Raw genomic sequence first — 18,440 nt, 5'->3', positions numbered from 1 at the left:
CTATATTGGAAGCAACTTCAGGGTGTTGTTTCTTTGAATTTTACCCGATGTTGTTTCCTTGAATTTTTTCACTAAGTAGATTTCTTTGGGTCTCTCATAGGTATCCAATTCTGAAGAATGTGCAATTTTATCGCGAACAGCCAATATTTGCCCCTCTCCCTCTAAAATTAAGACAAGTTTCTGTCCCAGTTTTTGATCGGGAATACCTGCAACAAAAAATCTTTGGGATAAAAATTTCCCCATCTTAGCCTCAATTTGCTCTGGAAATAATTTTACCCCCGCGGAATTGATTACATTATCATATCGGCCTAACCAAGTAAACTCTTTTTCCGAGACCAAGTTCACCACATCATTTGTCAAGACTGGCCCATCTGTTACCAGTGGGGCATCAATAATGAGGCAAGACCTCTCATCCTGCTTAAACGTTACACCTTTTAGGGCTTCAAAGTTTACTTGGATATTACTCTTTGGATGAATTTTTTTAACCGCAACATGGGTTATCGTTTCGGTCATTCCGTACGTTTCATAAATTTGGGTCTGACTCCCAGAAAGACCGATTTTAACTTTCAATTCCTCCGAAACCGCTGCACCACCAACAATTAAATGTTTTATTTTTTGTATTTCAGAAAGTGAGTTTTCCACTTGAAGGGGTACCATGGCCGCAAAATCATAGGCAGAATCATCTTTTATTGATATTACTGTAGTTGGACTTATATAATCTAAATGAAGCCCTAAAACCATGGACCGCACCAACATCATTTTTCCTGCAATGTAACTGGCGGGTAAACAAAGTAAGGCTGTATCCTTGGGCTTTAGACCGAAAAATTCACCTGTAACCATAGCTGAATTCTTCATATAATCTTTCTGAAGTTGAATTTTCTTAGGTTTCCCAGTTGACCCGGAAGTTTGTACCATTAGGTTATCGGCATCGTTCAACCAGTCAATTAAAAAATCCCCAATGGATTTCTCAAAATCTTCACCTTCCTTAATCAAAGAATAAGCAACTTCCTTTAGTTGCTCTTTCGTATAGTGTTCTCCTTGAAGCCTAAATCCTGGGTGAATTTCCTTAAAACTATTGCTCATTTTCCGGAAGGGATTTAAATTCCTCTTCGGTCAAAACCCTTCCGAATAATTTCTCGGTCCAATCCGTCCATTTATATTTAACGGAAAAAACATATAGTAAAAGGGGAAAGATTACAAAGACAGGAATCAATCCGTCCCAGCTTAAGGATGGCTCCGAAATATCCCTGTAAATAGATTCCGTTTGGAAAGCCGTCCAATCCGCAGTTACCAAAAGTGCGGTTATCAAATTATTGGCCGCATGAAAACCCAGAGCAAGCTCCAACCCTTCATCCATTAAAGTTAGAATTCCCAAAAAGAATCCCGTGCCAATATAATATACCATAATACCGTACCCTAATTTGCTCACTTCCGGATTTCCCAAGTGCATCACGCCAAACAAAACGGAGGTCACCACTAAAGGAAACCATCTATTTTTAGTAAGAATACCCAATCCCTGCATTAAATGACCACGGAATAAATACTCTTCAAAACTGGTCTGTAAAGGAATCAACAGAAGACTAATAATTGCCAAAGTCAAAAAGGGTTTCATTTGAAAGTTGAAAACATAGTTTTCAGGGGCAAACAAAATATAGGCGTAGGTCATACCTGCCGTAATTAGTCCCCAAACCGTAAATGCATAAAATATACGTCTCCAATCTATTGCTTTCCTGCTGGTGGTAAGGGAAGTGATGGATTGTTCATGTACCAATTTAGTCCAACCCAACACCAAAAAAAGGCCAACAACCAAAGGAGCCAATAATATGACCAATACGGTATTGCTACCTAACTTATCTATTAATTGTTGCATATAGTCCTCCACAGGTACTGGGGACATAATTGTGGATATATAATTAAATACCATTAACGCCAAAAAGCCCAATGGTATGAAAGCGTATTTCCAAAGCCCTAAATTGCCCTTATACCCTTGTTCTATATACATAAATCATTTATTTGCTGATAATTCCAAGTCTTATCCTGTTCATAATAAAGTCCGCCATCAGAAACCTTAAGCGGACTTTCCATATTGTTGGTAAACAAGGCCCCGGTACCAAGACCTTGAGGCATCGAATTATTTAAAGTTGCGGTCCATTGGGCAATCGCGTTAAGTCCTATATTGCTTTCCAATGCACTGGTTACCCACCAACCTATATTCAAACTATTTGCCAATTCAATCCATTCTTGCGAACCTTTAAACCCGCCAATCAGGCTTGGTTTTAGAATGATATATTGAGGCTTTACCATTTGTAATAATTCTTTCTTTTTTGTTACACCAAATACCCCTATTAATTCTTCATCCAGAGCTATGGACAGAGGCGTTTTTTCACAAAGCTCCCTCATTTTCTCTTTCTGCCCTGCTTTAATGGGCTGCTCAATGGAATGTACTTGATATTGGGCGAGAATATGAAGTTTTTCCAAAGCATCCTTTGGCGAGAACGCCCCATTGGCATCTACCCTAAGTTCTATCCTTTCTTTTGAATATTCTTTACGGATGGCTTCTAGTATTGCAACCTCTTCCTTAAAATTGATGGCCCCAATTTTCATTTTAATACAACGAAAGCCTTCATCAATTTTCTGAGCAATTTGATCATTCATAAATGCCACATCTCCCATCCAAATCAAACCATTGATTGAAATAGGTTGTTCCCTATTTAAAAAATCCGATTCAAATAGATGAAATGGGTTATTTGAGTAAAGCGACCTAAAAGCTTGTTCTACGCCAAATTGAATACTAGGAAACTGCACTAAATTGTCAATTAAATATGACTCGCCTTTTTCGATGTTTTGACAAACCCACTCTAACTTCCCCATGTACTCAGGTACATCATCTATACTCAGGCCTCTAAAAATGCCGCACTCACCAACACCCCATTTTTGTTGGTTTTTTATGATAAGGAGAAATGTTTCTTTCTGTTTTAAAACCCCACGTGAAGTACCACTGGGTCGTTTAAAATCTAAGGTATACTTTTTAAAATAGGCATCCATTAAGGGCAAAGGTAGCCATAATTTGAACGAAGATGAGACGCAAAATGAATTTAAAAATGCTTGGATTCTTACTTAAAATTGAACCAATAGCGAACTCCATCATCCAAGTTTCTGTCAATATTAAGAGTGGTCTGTAATTGATTGGCAAGACGGTTCATAAGGCGTATTCCCATGGAGGTACTAGCTCTTTCCTCCGTGTCTTCAGGAAGTCCTACCCCATTATCGGAATATTCAAAAAATCCTTCCTGTTCACCGGTTTTTCTAATGTGAATGTAGATTTTTCCATTTTCATCCCCATGAGGAAAAGCATACTTAAAGGAATTGGAAACCAATTCGTTTAGCATAAGTCCAAACGGTATAGCTCGGTCAATATCCAGCTCTACACCTTCTGCATCTACGGTGATATTGATATTATGACCACCTTTTTTATAAACCGATTGTACGCTATTGATCAAACTTTCAATATAGCTTTGCATCTCAATTACGGAAAGGTCTTCGTTTTGATACAGTTTTTGATGTATCAGTGCCATTGCCTTCACCCTACTTTTTCCTTCTTCCAATGCCTCTATAGCAGCTTTACTTCGCGTATTTTTGGTTTGTAGGCTCAACAAGCTTGAAACCATTTGCAAATTGTTCTTTACCCGATGGTGAATTTCCTTTAGCAAGGAATCCTTTTCCACTAGGGAATTTTCTATGATGTACTTTTGTTCCGCTATCAGTCTTTGGTTTTTGATACTCTTGAGGTACGCATAAACCAGCCCGGCAAAGCCCAACAGGGTGAATAGCAAGGAAATTAAAACCAAACTATTTCTCTTGTCCATAGCCAAGTTTTCGTTCTTCTGCTTCTCCAAGGCCAATTTCTGTTCTGCCAATAAGTCTTGGGAAAGTTTTAGATCTTGGATCATTACGGTTGAAAGCTGTTGCTGTCTTAGTTGCGATTCATTTTCACTGATGGAATCCCTAACCCTTATATTCTTTCTTAAGTAATAATTGGAATTTTTAAAATCCTCGGTCATTTCATAGTACATGGCCAACAACCTGTTCTTTTGTAGAAGGTTGTCCGTCGTGTAAGTTCTTAAATCATCACTCAAGTAATCCGTGGCTTTTGAATAGTTTCTTAATTGAAGAAAGCATTCGGAAATTGCCAAGCTGTTTTCTGTTATCTCTGAGGAATAACCCCTTGTGGTATTCTCTTTTATTCTTTTGATGGATTTTTCCAAATAAGGTATGGCATCCTCATATTGTTTTAAATCTACATGACACTTACCAATATTGCCCTCTATAACCCCTTTTAGCAACTCTGCTTCTTCAAATACCTTTTTTGATTTTTTCCGGGTTACGTTGTCCAGAAAAACATCTATAAAGCCTTTTGCTTTCTTATACCTGCCCAATGCAGTTGGAGTGGAACCGTCCAAACGAAGAAAATTTCCAAGATTGTTATAATATTTTGCTTGGCCAAAATAGTCATCCTCCTCAATATTCTTTTTCTCGTAGGCAATATAATCGTCCATAGCTCTACGGTACATACCTAGGTTAGAATAAATATCATAAAAAGGCACACTTTCCATGATGCCAAGTTCCCTTTGTTTTTTTCTAATATCTATTTGCTCAGGATACATTCCTAATTGACCATAATTATCGTCCATTAAATCCAATAGCTTACTGGATAGGTATATATCAAGGTCGTCTATCTGCTCGAACAGTTCCTTATTTATGGCAAGACTTTTATCATAATCCCCAAGGTCATAGAATATTCTGGCTTGCATAAGCTGAAAGCGCTTAAGGTCTTCCTGATCATCATTCTTAATGGCCGCATTTAAATTAATGGTTATTAGTTCTAACCAGTCATAAGTAGAATTTTCCCTATAAAGATCTTCAGTATTAAAAAAGAAATTGAGCTTATCGTCTGTATTGCTTAATTCTTGAAATTGATTGAACAAACTTTCATCTGAAGAGGGGGCGTCTTGAGCTGAGCAAAAAAAGGAAAGTAGCATACCTAATACCACAAAATATTTTTTTTTGCCCTTTAAATTCATAGTATAGTAAAGATTGTTTTGGCTCAACATTAATTGTTCACTACTAATTTCCTCATTTCTTATTGAATACTCAACAAAAATAAAAAGATGAAATACATAATTTATCCGCAAGATAAATTTCTTTTAGACAGTAAGACTACTAAAGCCTAATCATCTTATTTCCGGAGAAGAAAATACTTGATAATGTCCTATGCTAATATAATGTACAATAAATGACCTTTAAATAAGATCTGCCCCAGAAATCCAAATGTATCATTTGTTCTTTGAGTAATACTTTACATTGTTGTGTAATGACCATTTTCTGTTGTCAACCTAAGAAATATAGCTATTTACCCCAGCATCTAAAATAGATTACAAGGACACAACGGAATAATAACAATCCAAATAAAAAAGAGCCTTGTTCGTAGAACAGGCTCTTTTAAGAGAACACTATATGAAAATGAAAAATTATTTAAGAGATTGACAACTTTTGTTGTTTAAATATGGTACTAAAGTATACAGACATCGCTTAAACCAAAAAAGTATGTTGTGAAAGTGACAAAAACTGTTGTGAAAATTGTTAAACAAAAAAAGGAGCCTTGAAGGCTCCTTTTGCATTTTTTAAAGAAATACTTATTACGAATTCATCGCAGATATGATAAATTCCTTAAAATCCTTTGAAATAGGGATCAGCGTATCTTTAATCATTATATCCTTAGAGTTGATGGCATCTATATGGTCCACATTTACAATGTAAGATTTGTGGGCTCTGTAAAATTGATTTTGAGGCAATTTTTCTAGATAGTCCTTTAAGGGCGACCTTACCAAAAATTTCTTATCTATCGTATTGACTTCTAAATAAACGTTATCTGCCTTAATGAACATGATATCACTAAATTGAATACGGTAGTATAGATGTTGTTTCTTGACGAAAATAGAATCTTTTAAGACCGTATTGGACATTGGCACATCTTCGTTGGTTTCCGGAGCGGGTGCCGACGTTTTTCCTGATCGTGTGAAATTGGATAAGGCAATTTCAATGGAAGTATATAAATCTTGCTGCTCAAATGGCTTTACCAAATATCCATTTGGTTTTACCGTTTTAGCATTTTCTACCGTAGCACGGTCTGAGTTGGAGGTAACAAAGATGAAGGGGATGTCGTAATTCTCCCTAATATGCTTTCCTAAATCGATTCCCGTTTTGTCCGAAGCCAAGATAATATCAATCAGCACCAAATCTACATGCTGATTTTTAAGAACTTCTTCCGCTTGTTCGTAAACTATTACATTATCTACAATCTCATACCCGATTTCTTCGAGCATGGATTGCATATCATCTGCAATAATTACATTGTCCTCAACGATTAATATTTTAATTGGTTGTTCCAAAATGGGTAGTATTTAGTAGGTTTATAATCTAAATTTACAAAAAAATATTACAATTTACGTAAAGCAATACCGCTAAAAAAAAGGTACTCAAAGCAAGTTTCTTCAATTCAGGGTCAAATAGTTCCGGTCTTTTCGTTTTATATACCTTCATTAAATGGATGAACACCGGTATAAAAGCGATTAAAGGCAATAAGATATAAAATCCTTTGAAAGCATAAAAGTTAAAAAGCGCCACACAAATAAAGGCTATTATCAATAAAAAATAATGGTACCGTTTTCCTTTGTCAAGCCCCATTTTAACCACTATTGTTCTCTTATTCGCTTTGCTATCGGAATTAAAGTCTCTTAGGTTATTAAGATTCAATACCCCCGTGCTCAACGCTCCTATTGCAATCGCTGGTAATATTGAAAGTAATGTAATTTCTTTTGTATAAAGAAACATTGACCCCAAAACGGCCAGTATACCAAAAAAAAGGAAAACAAAAAGGTCTCCCAAACCTCTGTAACCGTAGGCAGAATTGCCTACCGTATATTTTATGGCCGCCCAAATACTAAGTCCCCCAAGAAAGACAAAAAGCAAAGGGTAGAAAATATTTTCCAGTCCAAAAGCCTGATAAACCAATATCAACACCAACAAAATATCAATTAGAACTGAAATTATAATACCCTTTTTCAATTCTTTACGCCCCAAAAGTCCACTTTGTAAAGCTCTCTTAGGCCCTATTCTATCCTCATTATCCGTCCCCTTTACCCCGTCTCCATAATCATTTGCGAAATTGGAGGTAATCTGAAAGGCTATGGTTGTCAAAATTGACCAAAAAAGAATACTTCCGTCATAACTCCCGTAATATCCTGCCAATGCTGTCCCAACTAATACTCCTGATACTGAAAGTGGCAACGTTCTCAGCCTTGCGGCATTGACCCACGCCTTGAATTTTGTCAAACCTAATTTGGATCTTCTATTTGTATTCTTTTACCGTCTTTATAAGAAGCTACAAATGCATCATTAAAACCCAAATCAACCAATTGCTGCCTAAAATTTTGAGCTTCTTTCAATGTTTCAAAATTTCCTAAGGAATACGAATAGAAAGGATTGGTCTTAACAAACAATGTATTGGTCAAAGCCTCTGATGCCAAGGTCATATTATTATCAACAAAGGATTTTACCTGAACTGAATATATTTTTTCCTTTTCCAAAAACTTCTTGGCCAGATAAAATTCCCTAACCAGGCTCAGCTCCTCATTTTGTTGCTTTAAATTATCTATTCTTGACTTAATGGCATCTAAGCTATCTATGGAAACCAAAAGGTTGCTAGGGCTTTCGTAATTGTTGGACACGCTTCTTCCAGCACTAAAAGAAAAAATTATCAAGGCCCCTATCAAAAAAATACCTGTAACCCCGGCTAAAAGGTTTCTCTGAAGTTTACTCCTTTTAATTTCCTTGTTTTTAAACTTGATTTGATCAAGAAGACGTTCATTGATTATTTGCGCTTTATCTATATCCTTGTGCAATTCTAGGAGATCGCTTTCTTCAATAAATGGCATATACCAATAATTTTACGGGGTTCATGTGTTAAAGTTAACCAAAATAGCTAAAGATCGACGAAATACACGTTTTGAATGTTGCAAAAATATTTCATTTTGTTGCCAATAATGCAATAAGTGTTGAGAAACGTAAATATTCAACTGATTTACAGACACCTACAGACCAATTTGAAAGTGGAAATTTAAAGTCAGATAATTTGAATCCCATCAACTTTTAGTTCAATCTTTCGAGCCTTATATAAAGTACCTACTCCCTTTTTAAAAGTTTTCTTACTCATTTGAAGTTCTCTTTTTATCTCTTCGGGAGCGGATTTGTCATGAAGCGGTAAATACCCTCCATTATCCTTTAATTTTTTATAAATGGCTTCTGCCGCGGGTTCTAGTATATTTTCACCTAATGGCTGAATAGATACATCTATCTTATTATCTGTTCTAATTTTTTTGATGAAACCGGGCATTCGATCTCCAACTCCTACGCTCTTGAAGATTTCATTGGAATATACGAGTCCTTTATGTTGGTCATTGATGATGACCTCCCAGCCCAACTCCGTCAATCTGGTAAATAAGAGTTCTACTTTATCTTCCTCTTGAACGGTTAGCGTATCATTATTCAGAAATTTATTGAGCTTATTGGAACCTACGAGTCTAAATGAAACCTCATCCATGTAGCAATGCACTATATACCATTGTCCTTCCTTCATCTTATCCCGTTGTTCACTAAATGGCACCAATAAATGTTTCTCCAGGCCCCAATCTAAAAATGCACCAATTTTGTTTACCTCCACAACCTTTAGCAATGCAAATTTATTTCTTAAAACCGTGGGAGTCAAGGTAGTTGCTATGGGCCTTTCCTCATGGTCCAAATAGCAAAAAACGTTAAGGGTATCTCCAATATCCGTACCCTTGGGCACATATTTATTGGGCAGTAATATTTCCGTACCCGTTTTGCTACCCAAAAACAGCCCTACACTTGTGTCTCTCAAGACCTCAAGCTCATTATAATTTCCCAATTCTATCATTTTGCAAAAGTAGTCTAAATATTGGGGTATAAAAAAACCGCCCAAAACTATGTCCCGGGCGGTTTCCATCTAATGTCTTTCTATTAATTATAAATAGAAGCCTTATCAAAATGTTTGCAAAGTTGATAGTATACAACGGCCCTATGCTTATTTCTATTAGAAGAACCGTACTTATCCATCACCGATTTTATAGCATCCATTAATTTTGGGTCATCTGCCAATCCCAACTTTTTAATCAAATAATTCTTCTTAACGGTTTCCAGTTCTTTTTCATCACCACCAGAAACTTTAGAAGCATCAATGTTGTAAATAGCAGGACCAAGACCAACGGTTACTTTGGTTAAAAGATCCATATCTGGAGTTTCTCCAAATTTGTCTTTAATGTCCTCTGCATACTTAGCGATTAAGTCGTCTCTTTTACTCATAATAGTTAGTGTCTAAATGATTATAGGTTAATATTTAGCCTAAGATATAAAATCAAAATAACCGAGCAAAATTTTGTTATTCAATAATCTAGGTGTCACCACCTCCAAAATTTTAGGTGAATCGGATTTTTCATAGAATTTTTCTAAGCTTTTCTGTAAATCCTCTTCGTTGTTAACCGTGATATGTTGAAAACCGAATTGCGCACTTAAATGGGCAGCGTTCATGTGATGGGAAGTTTCAAAAAATGTCTCAAAATTATCGGTATCTTCCTTGCCGGGTAAAATCCTGAAAATCCCCCCTCCACTATTGTTGATCAATATTATCCTAAAATCCGGTTTAATATAATTGTTCCAAAGTCCATTACTGTCATAGAAAAAACTTAAGTCCCCTGTAATCAACAATGTAGGGTCTTGTTCATAAATAGACCCTCCTACTGCGGTAGAAGTACTTCCATCTATACCACTTGTTCCCCTATTACAATACACTTTCAAGGAAGGGTGCAATGGAAAAAGTTGGGCATATCTTACGGTAGAGCTATTAGAGAGGTGTACTTGACTTCCCTTTGGAACGGTATCAATAATCTGCTTAAAGGCCGAAAAATCAGAAAAAGCTATTTGATTCAAATACTCCGCTCTTTTTACTTCATATCCTACTTTTCTAGCATTCCAGAACCCAAAATAATCACTATCTACATTTTTTGTTTTCGGAATAAAATTGGAAAGAAAATTATTGGCAGATGTTCTAATGTGCTTTGTTAAGGCAAAAAAAGTATCAAAAGCCTTTACCTCATCCACATGCCAATGGCGTTTTGGTTTGTAGTCCCTAAGAAATGCCTTTATTTTCTTGGAAACAACCAAACCTCCAAATGTTAGCAAAATATCAGGTTGAAATTTTTGAAATAACTCCTCTTTACTGGCCGATTTCTCAATGGGTGCCATAATACTATCGATACTTGAAAAAAACCTTGGGTGATGCAAATTACTGGTAGTTTCTGTCATCACAATAACCGATGGGTCCTCAGCAAGTTTGTCCAATAGTTGCTGTTCGACCGAGTTGGGCGTATTAACGCCCACCAAAACCATTTTTCTCGAAGCTGCGTTCCAAGTATCCAACATATCACCTGAAAGGAAATTTTCATCCTCTTTTGCCTCCGGTAACACTATTAGTGCGGTAGTTGAAGGACCCTCCAAACGGTCATACAGCGGTTCCTCAAAGGGTACGTTAACATGCACGGGAACCTTTACTTGAAGTGCTACATTTAGAGCCTTGTTCAATTCGGAATCGTTATACGCCTTTACCTTATCCTGATTTTCTTCAACAGTGCCATTCTCCAACCACTGAGGGGCATATTTCTCAACCCGAGAAACACAATGCGAAACATCTTGTTTCAGATTGGCAGAATAACCAATGTGCCTATGAAAAACATGATCTTGGCGTATGGTCTGTCCGTCGCCTACATCTATTTTATATGGTGGCCTATCCGCAGAAATTATCACTAAAGGTATTCCACTATAATATGCTTCGGCAATAGCAGGATAATAATTAAGAAGGGCGCTACCGGAAGAACACAAAGTAGCTACCGGCTCCTGTAGTTGTAATGCCATGCCCAACGCAAAAAAGGCAGCACTTCGCTCATCAACTATACTAAAGCAATTGAAATAGGGGTCTTCGGTAAAACTAATAATTAAAGGAGCATTTCTAGAACCGGGAGAAATGACAATATTCTTGATTTTTTTGGCCTTAAAGTGTTGTACCACCAATTGGGCCGAAGGTATGCTGGAGTGTATCATCTTGTACAAAAATACAACACGTCTATCTCCCTTGCCAACGTAGTTATAAAATACTTAAGATGGTTTTGCTTTTAGCTACGGTTTCTTCCCATTCCTTTTCTGGATCGGAATCTTTGGTAATACCTCCACCTACATAAATCAACGCTGTTGAATCTTTAAGTTGCATACACCTTAAATTAACAAAAAGATTGTTTTTTTTGATGATGGACCGGTATGCCTGGTTCTCCTGGTTAGACGTTCTAGAACTACGCTGCCTTGAGGCCCTAAGGTTAAGCTCGCCCAAATAACCGGTGTAAAATTCCCTGTCATAATCCTCCTGTTCCTGGATAAACCCAATGGCCGGTTCTTTTGGCAATCCCCCTACCGCAGGTGTGGGGTGCAATGCCTTCAAAACCTCTTGAAGATTATCGTTCAATTTTCCTGTTATCTTGGTACGCAAATGCATTAAATTACCCGCCTTAACAGTCTCCAAGGCTCCTACTTCCATGTCTCCAACCTTTTTACTTAGAGCTCCTAGTATAAACTTTGTGACAAGTTCTTGCTCATCAACCTCTTTATGGCCCCATTGGGGATTTAAATCACCATTAAAGGTTTGTGTACCCGCCAAGGATATTGTGGTGAACCTATCGTTAACTGTAGAGAGCAAGATTTCCGGAGTGGCGCCCAACCATAAACCCACCCTAGGATGATACCACAGATAACAAAAAGCATTGGTGTAGGTTTTCAACAACCGTTTGAACCATTCTACGGGAGATGCACCAATTTCAATTTCTATGCTTCTGGAAAGTACTACTTTATGAAAACCATCATTCTTAATTTCCTTAATTGCCTTTCTAACCGAACGGAGGTAATTTTCCTTTTCAAAAGGAGTTTTAGGTGGAGCCGAAATAATTTTTCCTTCAGACTCTACTTGGTCCAAATCAAAATCAGGTAGATGAAAAATGTTATCCGAAGGAATCAAAACTACCTCTTCTTTGCTGGAAAAGGGAGCAAATACAAAACCACTTTCCGAAAAATCACGAACCAAATACAATTGATCATCATTCTGAATTACGCAATTTACAATCGTCTCCTCTGGCTTACGATATGCAACCAAAGGCAATTTACTTTCTAGGTGCTCTTCAATTTTAGAAAAAAAATCGGTATTCGTCATTACTTCTTTTCCAAAGCTATGGTAGTCAATTTACAAATGGAGACAAGACTATCGTCAGCATTGGTTATTCTGATGTCCCAAACTTGCGTGGTCCTACCTTTATGAAGTATGGTAGCTTTTGCAAATACCTCCCCGTCCCTCACACTTTTTACATGATTAGCGGATATTTCTATCCCTCTTATTGCAAATTTTTGGGCATCCAAGAAAATATAAGAGGCCATGCTACCAACACTTTCGGCAAGTGCTACCATAGCTCCGCCGTGCAAAACACCATCTGGTTGATGCACCTCTGGAGTTACCGGCATTTTCGCAACGAGAAAATCTGCCCCTACATCCGTATACTCAATTTTCAAGGTCTCCATCAAGGTGTTTTTTGAAGAGTTATTGCAAACTTTGAGGATTTTTTCTTTGTAGCCTTCCATAAATCATATTTTTGGTAAAATTAAGCAATAGGCTAGTTTTAGCCCCCACCTAATCACACAGATTTCAACTATGTCCCAAAAAGAACGTTTGGTTTCCTATACTAGCACCAATTCATACCTAACGCTTAACGAACTTACTTCTGAAACCCAAAATATTTGGATCGTATTCCACGGATTGGGTTTTTTAAGCCGGTATTTCATCACGTATTTTAATGGATTGCCCCCGGAGAAAAATTACATCATAGCGCCGCAGGCACCGTCAAAATATTATTTGAACAATCAGTATAGGCATGTAGGCGCTAGTTGGCTTACTAAGGAGGAAACAGTAAGGGAAACCCAAAATGTGTTGAGTTATATAGATGCCGTTATGGGAGAGGAACGTTTGCCCAGTAACAAAAATCTTATTGTTTTAGGGTTTTCCCAGGGAGTTTCCATTGCTACTAGATGGGTAGCAAGTAGAAAAATTAAATGCGAACAATTAATCTTATATGCTGGCGGAATACCTAATGAACTCACACCCAATAGTTTTGATTTTCTTAAAAAACATAAGACAAAAATTACGGCCCTCATAGGCAATGAGGATGAGTATCTAGATGAAAACCGAATTCAAAAGGAAAATGAAAAACTTAAAATGCTTTTTGGAGAACAGGCACAGCAAATTATCTTTGATGGTAAGCATGAAGTAAAAAATGAACTCATAAACAATCTGGTACTATGATAACACCTTTTACGTTAGAGGACAGTCGTGTACGACTTTCCCCCCTCACCTTGGAAAATTACCAAAAGCTCATTCCCATAGCCTCGCAGGAAAAATTGGTACAATATTCGCCTTCAGATATTGAACAACCAAGTTCTCTTAAAAAGTATGTAGAAATAGCACTGGAACAACAAAAGAACAAAACCAGTATCCCATTTATCGTTTTCGATAAAGAAACCAAAAAATTCGCAGGTGCAACAAGGTTTATGAACATAGACTGGAGAAATAAGGTACTACATATTGGCTCTACTTGGATTGGCAGGGAGTATCAGGGAAAGGGCTTAAACTCCCATATGAAATTCTTGATGATGAACCATGCGTATGATGAGATGGGCTTTGAAAAAGTGGAATACCGCATAGATGAACGAAATATGCGTTCTCGCAAAGCGGTTGAAAAATTAGGAGGTGTGCTTGAAGGTATCTTACGTGAAAATGTATATCTATTAGATGGATTTAAGCGAAATACTTGCTGTTATGGTATTTTGAAAGCCGAATGGGAGGAAGTAAAAAACACACGCTTTAAAGACTTTTAAATGTCCCTTTTTCAAGTAACATTTCTGGTTAGGGAGTACGAAGAAGCAATTCATTTCTTTGTTGAAAAGCTAGGTTTCAAGCTGATGGAAAACATTCAATTAGATGAGGAAAAACGATGGATTACCGTTGCTCCGGAAATACATAACGGTCTTCAACTTGTTTTGGCCAAGGCCGAAGGTGAAGAGCAATTAAAAACCATAGGAAAACAAGCCGGAAACAGGGTTTTTCTGTTTTTACAGAGCAAGGATTTTTGGGCGGACTATAACAGAATGAAAAACCAAGGCATAGAATTTACGGAAACCCCACGAACGGAAGAATATAGAACTGTCGTAGTTTTCAAAGATCTCTACGGTAACCTTTGGGATTTGATACAACCGGCCTAAAATTGTCGGTCTGGCGCAAATGCCTCTATTTTCATAGACGTTTTTTTCCCATCAATGATTTCTGAAACCAATTTACCCGTAGCTGGCCCTAAACTCCAACCCATCATAGCATGACCGGTAGCAAATACTACATTATCAACCTTTGAAGAACGACCAATATAAGGTAATCCGTCAGGAGTTACCGGTCGCAATCCCGTGGTAGCTGAGGCAATTTCCTCTTGCGATATTTTCAAATCAGGATAAAATTTTTGGGCCCCATTGGCTATTGCTCTTACCCTTTCTTTTCTTACCAAACTATTATTCCCGGAAAACTCCATAGTGCCTGCAAACCTTGTAAAGCCAACCATTGGGGTTACCGCCATTTTTGCTTCCATGAGAATTGCGGGCATACCAATTCCCGTAGACCGCTCCACATTTATTCGGTACCCTTTACCGCCTTGCATGAGCAATTTAATCCCCATTTTTTTTGCAACCAAACCGCTCCAAGCTCCTGCCGCCATTACTACTTCATCTGGATGATAGCTGGACTTATTTGTGCGAACTTGGGTGATTTTAGTTCCTGAAATTTCTATGTCCTGAACGGTTTCTTTGGTCCGAATTTCAACTCCAACACTCGTTAAAAAAGCGACGAGCTTAGGCATAATTTGAGTAGGGGTCGTATGTCCGTCACATTCGTAATTAATGGCTCCTTTTGCATCGATTTGTACGTTGGGTTCTATTTTGGAAAGTCCGTTTTTATCCAATTCAGATACCTCAAGCCCTAAATCTGCCGCTCTCTTGGCCACTTTGCGCTCTTTCTCATAAGCCTCTGCACTTTGGTACAACATTAAGAGCCCTTTTCGCTCCAATTGAAATTCCCCTAAATCACCCGAGGATTTTATATCCTGAAATAGTTCCCTACTGATGATATTTATTTCTTTAATTACGGGAATTGCTTTTTCGACCTTTTCAGCGGAAGAAGATTTATGAAACCCCCATGCCCATTTAAAAAAGTCTATATCCCACCTAGGTTTCATATAAAAGGGACTAGCGGAATTAAACATCATTTTAATACCATTGGCAATCATACCGGGGCTTGCCAAGGGAATTATGTGGCTTGGCGTTATGAAACCGGCATTAACAAAAGAAGCTCCTGAAGTAATATCGTATGCATCTACAACCGTAACTTGATGTCCTTCCTTTTGTAAAAAATAAGCAGAACACAACCCGGATATTCCGCCACCTATTATTAAAACATTCTTACTCAAACGCTATTCTTTCTAAATTACCTGAAACCCAAATGCGTAAGGGTCATCATCATCAATACTAATTTCATTATAGCCATACACTCTCGCCCACCCCTGTATACTCGGGATGATGGCAGGTTGGCCTGCTATGGTGGTCTCCTCTTCTACCCTACCCACAAATTGAGAGCCAATAAAACTCTCATGAACAAATTCTTCCCCCATTTTTAGAAGCCCTTTGGCATGCCATTGGGCCATTCTTGCGGAAGTTCCGGTACCACAGGGCGATCTATCAATGGCTTTATCTCCGTAAAAAACGGCATTACGGGCCGTGGCGTCAGGGGAAAGGGTTGTCCCCGTCCACAGCATATGACTCACCCCGTTAATGGTCTTGTCTTCTGGATGAATGAACATATCGGGGTATTTTCGATTGATTTTTTCACGTATTTCTTGACTAAACCGTATCAATTCACTGGCGGAATATTGCTGAATACCTTTAAAATTATCCTGTGGATCTACAATGGCGTAAAAATTACCACCATAGGATACATCAAATATTAAGCTTCCCAAGGCATCGCAATCAATTTCCAGATTGGTAGCAGCCAAAAAGGATTTTACGTTCTTCAATCGAACCCAGTCCACTTTATTTTCGGTCTGTTGGTATTCAATTTCCACCAATCCCGCCGGGGCTTCCATTTTAATAACCCCTGGAATTTTGGGTTTTATAAGGCCCTCTTCCAAACCAATGGTTATGGAACCTATGGTCCCGTGCCCACACATGGGCAAGCAGCCACTTGTTTCTACAAATAAGATGGCCAAATCATTTTTGGGATCGCTCGGTGGATAGAAAATACTACCGCTCATCATGTCATGACCTCTAGGCTCGAACATTAGCCCTTTACGAATCCAATCAAATTCACGCAAAAAGTGCTGCCTTTTTTCGCTCATGTTACGCCCTATAAGCTCAGGGCCACCCTTTGCAATTACCCTCACTGGGTTACCGCAAGTATGGGCATCTATACATGAAAAAACAGATTTGGCCATAGGCGTAACCTGATATTAAAATTTAGGATACTTCAGCATTGGTATGTTCTCCATTCAAAATTCTCATGATTTTTAGCGGATTATCGTCTTTTAAAGCTTCCGGCAAATAATCTTGCGGCCAATTTTGGAAGGATACGGGCCGCACCCATCTTTTAATGGCAGAAGTACCTACAGAGGTAAACCTACTGTCACTGGTTGCCGGGAAGGGTCCTCCATGATGCATTGACGGACAGACCTCCACTCCTGTTGGCACCCCGTTAAAAATGAGTCGGCCAACTTTAGATTGTAACGTTGCTATCGTTCTGGAAAAGGTTTCGAATTCCGAAGCACTACCCAAAATTGTACCGGTCAACTGTCCTTTCAGACGACCGATTACCGCAGTAAGTTCCTTTTCATCCGTACATCTTACCACAATACTGAACGGCCCAAAAACTTCTTCATGTAGCTTGGGATTATCCAAAAAATTGGAACCGGCAATAGTTAAGACCTTTTGCTTCCCAAAATTAGGATTGGTTTCCTTAGAATACTCTGCTACCACATCTACACCGCCTTGGTTGGAAAGTTCTTCCTTACCTTTTTCGTAATTTCTGTGAATGTTGGGATGGAGCATGCACGTGGGGTCCAATATTTCAATAGAATTACCCAGCTCCTTGATAAAATGATTTAACTCTTCGCCCTCTATCCCTAAAATTAGCCCTGGATTGGTACAAAATTGACCAGCACCCAAAGTAATGGAACCGGCATACTTTTGGGCCCAATCACTACCATTTTCTTTCAAAGCGGACGGAAGTACTACCACAGGGTTAACACTCCCCATTTCCGCAAAAACAGGAATAGGCTCATCTCGTTGCTGGGCCAGATTGTAAAGTGCCATTCCCCCTTTGATACTACCGGTAAAACCTACACCCTTAATTGCGGGATGCAATACCAGTTTTTTACCAACCTCTATACCACTACTGTTCAAATTTGAAAAAACACCGTCAGGCATTCCTGTCGCCTGAGCTGCCTTAATTATAGCGCTCGCTACCAATTCCCCTGTCGCTGCATGCATAGGGTGGCTTTTAACGATTACAGGACAACCTGCGGCCAATGCGCTTGCCGTATCACCTCCTGCTGTAGAAAATGCCAACGGAAAATTACTGGAACCAAAAACCGCTATAGGACCTAAAGGAACCAGCATTTTACGAATATCTACCTTTGGAAGGGGCTCCCTATCCGGTTGGGCCGTATCTACCGTTGCCTCAACCCATGAACCTTCTTCCAAAAGTGTAGCGAATGCCCTTAATTGCCCCATGGTCCTACCTCGTTCCCCTTTGGCCCTTCCCGCAGGTAAACCGGACTCCTTGCAATAGGTTTCAATAAGCTCATCGCCCAATGCTTCTATTTCATTGGCAATTGCCTTTAAAAACTCCGATTTTTTGGTTCCTGAGAAATTTTTGTATTCCAAAAAAGCATCGCTTGCTTTTTTGGCCGCATTATCAATCTCTTCTCCCGTGGCCTCCAGTAGCTCCCACTCCGTATCTATATTTTCCGCAGGATTAAAGGTCTTATAAGTAGATGTTCCTTGGCCCGAAAGCTCATTTCCCACATAGTTTTTTCCGGTGATCATGTTCTTTGTTTTGTAGTTCTAAGTAAAAGATTGAAAGCTACCATTAAAACATTAAGTTGTCAAGACCTGGCTCTATTAATATTTTG

The 18,440-nt window shown here is 38.4% G+C and carries 18 protein-coding genes; 3 read left to right on the top strand and 15 right to left on the bottom strand.

Features of this window, described 5'->3' with window-relative positions; translation table 11 throughout:
* The 12 genes from BIZ36_RS11995 to BIZ36_RS11940 all read right to left on the bottom strand — a co-directional run bounded on the left by BIZ36_RS11995 (position 1) and on the right by BIZ36_RS11940 (position 12,804).
* Positions 1-1,083 carry an AMP-binding protein gene (locus BIZ36_RS11995; protein WP_187458148.1) on the bottom strand — a complete coding sequence of 361 codons (1,083 nt, stop codon included), beginning with the start codon at positions 1,081-1,083 and terminating at the stop codon, positions 1-3.
* Positions 1,073-2,002, bottom strand: a complete 930-nt coding sequence (locus BIZ36_RS11990) for a CPBP family intramembrane glutamic endopeptidase (protein WP_187458147.1) — start codon at positions 2,000-2,002, stop codon at positions 1,073-1,075. Before BIZ36_RS11990 ends, BIZ36_RS11995 begins: the two co-directional genes overlap by 11 nt.
* On the bottom strand, positions 1,993-3,045 hold the full coding sequence (menC, locus tag BIZ36_RS11985; protein ID WP_187458146.1) for an o-succinylbenzoate synthase: 1,053 nt from the start codon (positions 3,043-3,045) through the stop codon (positions 1,993-1,995). Before menC ends, BIZ36_RS11990 begins: the two co-directional genes overlap by 10 nt.
* Before the next feature lie 68 nt (positions 3,046-3,113).
* Positions 3,114-5,081, bottom strand: coding sequence for a sensor histidine kinase (locus tag BIZ36_RS11980; RefSeq protein ID WP_222937367.1), 1,968 nt, complete (start codon positions 5,079-5,081; stop codon positions 3,114-3,116).
* A 615-nt stretch (positions 5,082-5,696) separates the two neighbouring features.
* Positions 5,697-6,449, bottom strand: coding sequence for a LytR/AlgR family response regulator transcription factor (locus BIZ36_RS11975; RefSeq protein ID WP_187458145.1), 753 nt, complete (start codon positions 6,447-6,449; stop codon positions 5,697-5,699).
* 34 nt (positions 6,450-6,483) lie between these two features.
* Positions 6,484-7,392 (bottom strand): 1,4-dihydroxy-2-naphthoate octaprenyltransferase, encoded by a 909-nt coding sequence (gene menA, locus BIZ36_RS11970; protein WP_187458144.1) that lies wholly within the window; start codon positions 7,390-7,392, stop codon positions 6,484-6,486.
* Positions 7,393-7,394: 2 nt separating this feature from the next.
* On the bottom strand, positions 7,395-7,994 hold the full coding sequence (locus tag BIZ36_RS11965) for an SPOR domain-containing protein (RefSeq protein ID WP_187458143.1): 600 nt from the start codon (positions 7,992-7,994) through the stop codon (positions 7,395-7,397).
* A gap of 188 nt (positions 7,995-8,182) precedes the next feature.
* Positions 8,183-9,013, bottom strand: a complete 831-nt coding sequence (locus tag BIZ36_RS11960) for a CvfB family protein (RefSeq protein WP_187458142.1) — start codon at positions 9,011-9,013, stop codon at positions 8,183-8,185.
* An 83-nt stretch (positions 9,014-9,096) separates the two neighbouring features.
* On the bottom strand, positions 9,097-9,438 hold the full coding sequence (locus BIZ36_RS11955) for a DUF2853 family protein (RefSeq protein ID WP_187458141.1): 342 nt from the start codon (positions 9,436-9,438) through the stop codon (positions 9,097-9,099).
* 39 nt (positions 9,439-9,477) lie between these two features.
* Positions 9,478-11,229: a 2-succinyl-5-enolpyruvyl-6-hydroxy-3-cyclohexene-1-carboxylic-acid synthase gene (gene menD / locus BIZ36_RS11950; RefSeq protein WP_187458140.1), complete on the bottom strand. Its 1,752-nt coding sequence runs from the start codon at positions 11,227-11,229 to the stop codon at positions 9,478-9,480.
* 43 nt (positions 11,230-11,272) lie between these two features.
* Entirely contained in the window at positions 11,273-12,382 is a 1,110-nt protein-coding gene (locus tag BIZ36_RS11945; RefSeq protein WP_187458139.1) for a chorismate-binding protein, read from the bottom strand.
* Positions 12,382-12,804 (bottom strand): PaaI family thioesterase, encoded by a 423-nt coding sequence (locus tag BIZ36_RS11940; protein ID WP_187458138.1) that lies wholly within the window; start codon positions 12,802-12,804, stop codon positions 12,382-12,384. Before BIZ36_RS11940 ends, BIZ36_RS11945 begins: the two co-directional genes overlap by 1 nt.
* 70 nt (positions 12,805-12,874) lie before the next feature.
* Here BIZ36_RS11940 and BIZ36_RS11935 point away from each other — a divergent pair, with 70 nt between their 5' ends.
* Genes BIZ36_RS11935 through BIZ36_RS11925 form a run of 3 tightly spaced genes read left to right on the top strand, consistent with a single transcriptional unit; the run spans position 12,875 to position 14,478 of the window.
* Positions 12,875-13,522 (top strand): alpha/beta hydrolase, encoded by a 648-nt coding sequence (locus BIZ36_RS11935; protein ID WP_187458137.1) that lies wholly within the window; start codon positions 12,875-12,877, stop codon positions 13,520-13,522.
* Positions 13,519-14,094 (top strand): GNAT family N-acetyltransferase, encoded by a 576-nt coding sequence (locus BIZ36_RS11930; RefSeq protein ID WP_187458136.1) that lies wholly within the window; start codon positions 13,519-13,521, stop codon positions 14,092-14,094. Before BIZ36_RS11935 ends, BIZ36_RS11930 begins: the two co-directional genes overlap by 4 nt.
* Positions 14,095-14,478: a VOC family protein gene (locus BIZ36_RS11925; RefSeq protein WP_187458135.1), complete on the top strand. Its 384-nt coding sequence runs from the start codon at positions 14,095-14,097 to the stop codon at positions 14,476-14,478.
* On the opposite strand, the gene BIZ36_RS11920 is transcribed toward BIZ36_RS11925, so the two are convergent.
* The 3 genes from BIZ36_RS11920 to BIZ36_RS11910 are packed head-to-tail and all read right to left on the bottom strand — an operon-like array spanning position 14,475 to position 18,354.
* Positions 14,475-15,725: an NAD(P)/FAD-dependent oxidoreductase gene (locus tag BIZ36_RS11920; protein ID WP_187458134.1), complete on the bottom strand. Its 1,251-nt coding sequence runs from the start codon at positions 15,723-15,725 to the stop codon at positions 14,475-14,477. The genes BIZ36_RS11925 and BIZ36_RS11920 overlap by 4 nt on opposite strands.
* A gap of 12 nt (positions 15,726-15,737) precedes the next feature.
* Positions 15,738-16,745, bottom strand: coding sequence for a 4-hydroxyproline epimerase (locus tag BIZ36_RS11915; RefSeq protein WP_187458133.1), 1,008 nt, complete (start codon positions 16,743-16,745; stop codon positions 15,738-15,740).
* Between the two features lie 22 nt (positions 16,746-16,767).
* Positions 16,768-18,354 carry an aldehyde dehydrogenase (NADP(+)) gene (locus BIZ36_RS11910; protein ID WP_187458132.1) on the bottom strand — a complete coding sequence of 529 codons (1,587 nt, stop codon included), beginning with the start codon at positions 18,352-18,354 and terminating at the stop codon, positions 16,768-16,770.
* Positions 18,355-18,440: the final 86 nt, after the last annotated feature.

Origin of the sequence: Cytophaga sp. FL35, from assembly GCF_014349235.1 — a bacterium.
Lineage (GTDB): Bacteria > Bacteroidota > Bacteroidia > Flavobacteriales > Flavobacteriaceae > Euzebyella.
The sequence above is the reverse complement of the archived record's forward strand: the minus strand, read 5'-3'. Positions and strand labels throughout refer to the sequence as shown.

Excerpts from the sequence above, each read along its gene's own strand:
- BIZ36_RS11995 (WP_187458148.1), bottom strand. The coding sequence starts at position 1,083 with ATGAGCAATAGTTTTAAGGAAATTCACCCAGGATTTAGGCTTCAAGGA.
- BIZ36_RS11990 (WP_187458147.1), bottom strand. The coding sequence starts at position 2,002 with ATGTATATAGAACAAGGGTATAAGGGCAATTTAGGGCTTTGGAAATAC.
- menC (WP_187458146.1), bottom strand. The coding sequence starts at position 3,045 with ATGGATGCCTATTTTAAAAAGTATACCTTAGATTTTAAACGACCCAGT.
- BIZ36_RS11980 (WP_222937367.1), bottom strand. The coding sequence starts at position 5,081 with ATGAATTTAAAGGGCAAAAAAAAATATTTTGTGGTATTAGGTATGCTA.
- BIZ36_RS11965 (WP_187458143.1), bottom strand. The coding sequence starts at position 7,994 with ATGCCATTTATTGAAGAAAGCGATCTCCTAGAATTGCACAAGGATATA.
- BIZ36_RS11960 (WP_187458142.1), bottom strand. The coding sequence starts at position 9,013 with ATGATAGAATTGGGAAATTATAATGAGCTTGAGGTCTTGAGAGACACA.
- BIZ36_RS11955 (WP_187458141.1), bottom strand. The coding sequence starts at position 9,438 with ATGAGTAAAAGAGACGACTTAATCGCTAAGTATGCAGAGGACATTAAA.
- menD (WP_187458140.1), bottom strand. The coding sequence starts at position 11,229 with ATGATACACTCCAGCATACCTTCGGCCCAATTGGTGGTACAACACTTT.
- BIZ36_RS11945 (WP_187458139.1), bottom strand. The coding sequence starts at position 12,382 with ATGACGAATACCGATTTTTTTTCTAAAATTGAAGAGCACCTAGAAAGT.
- BIZ36_RS11940 (WP_187458138.1), bottom strand. The coding sequence starts at position 12,804 with ATGGAAGGCTACAAAGAAAAAATCCTCAAAGTTTGCAATAACTCTTCA.
- BIZ36_RS11935 (WP_187458137.1), top strand. The coding sequence starts at position 12,875 with ATGTCCCAAAAAGAACGTTTGGTTTCCTATACTAGCACCAATTCATAC.
- BIZ36_RS11930 (WP_187458136.1), top strand. The coding sequence starts at position 13,519 with ATGATAACACCTTTTACGTTAGAGGACAGTCGTGTACGACTTTCCCCC.
- BIZ36_RS11925 (WP_187458135.1), top strand. The coding sequence starts at position 14,095 with ATGTCCCTTTTTCAAGTAACATTTCTGGTTAGGGAGTACGAAGAAGCA.
- BIZ36_RS11915 (WP_187458133.1), bottom strand. The coding sequence starts at position 16,745 with ATGGCCAAATCTGTTTTTTCATGTATAGATGCCCATACTTGCGGTAAC.
- BIZ36_RS11910 (WP_187458132.1), bottom strand. The coding sequence starts at position 18,354 with ATGATCACCGGAAAAAACTATGTGGGAAATGAGCTTTCGGGCCAAGGA.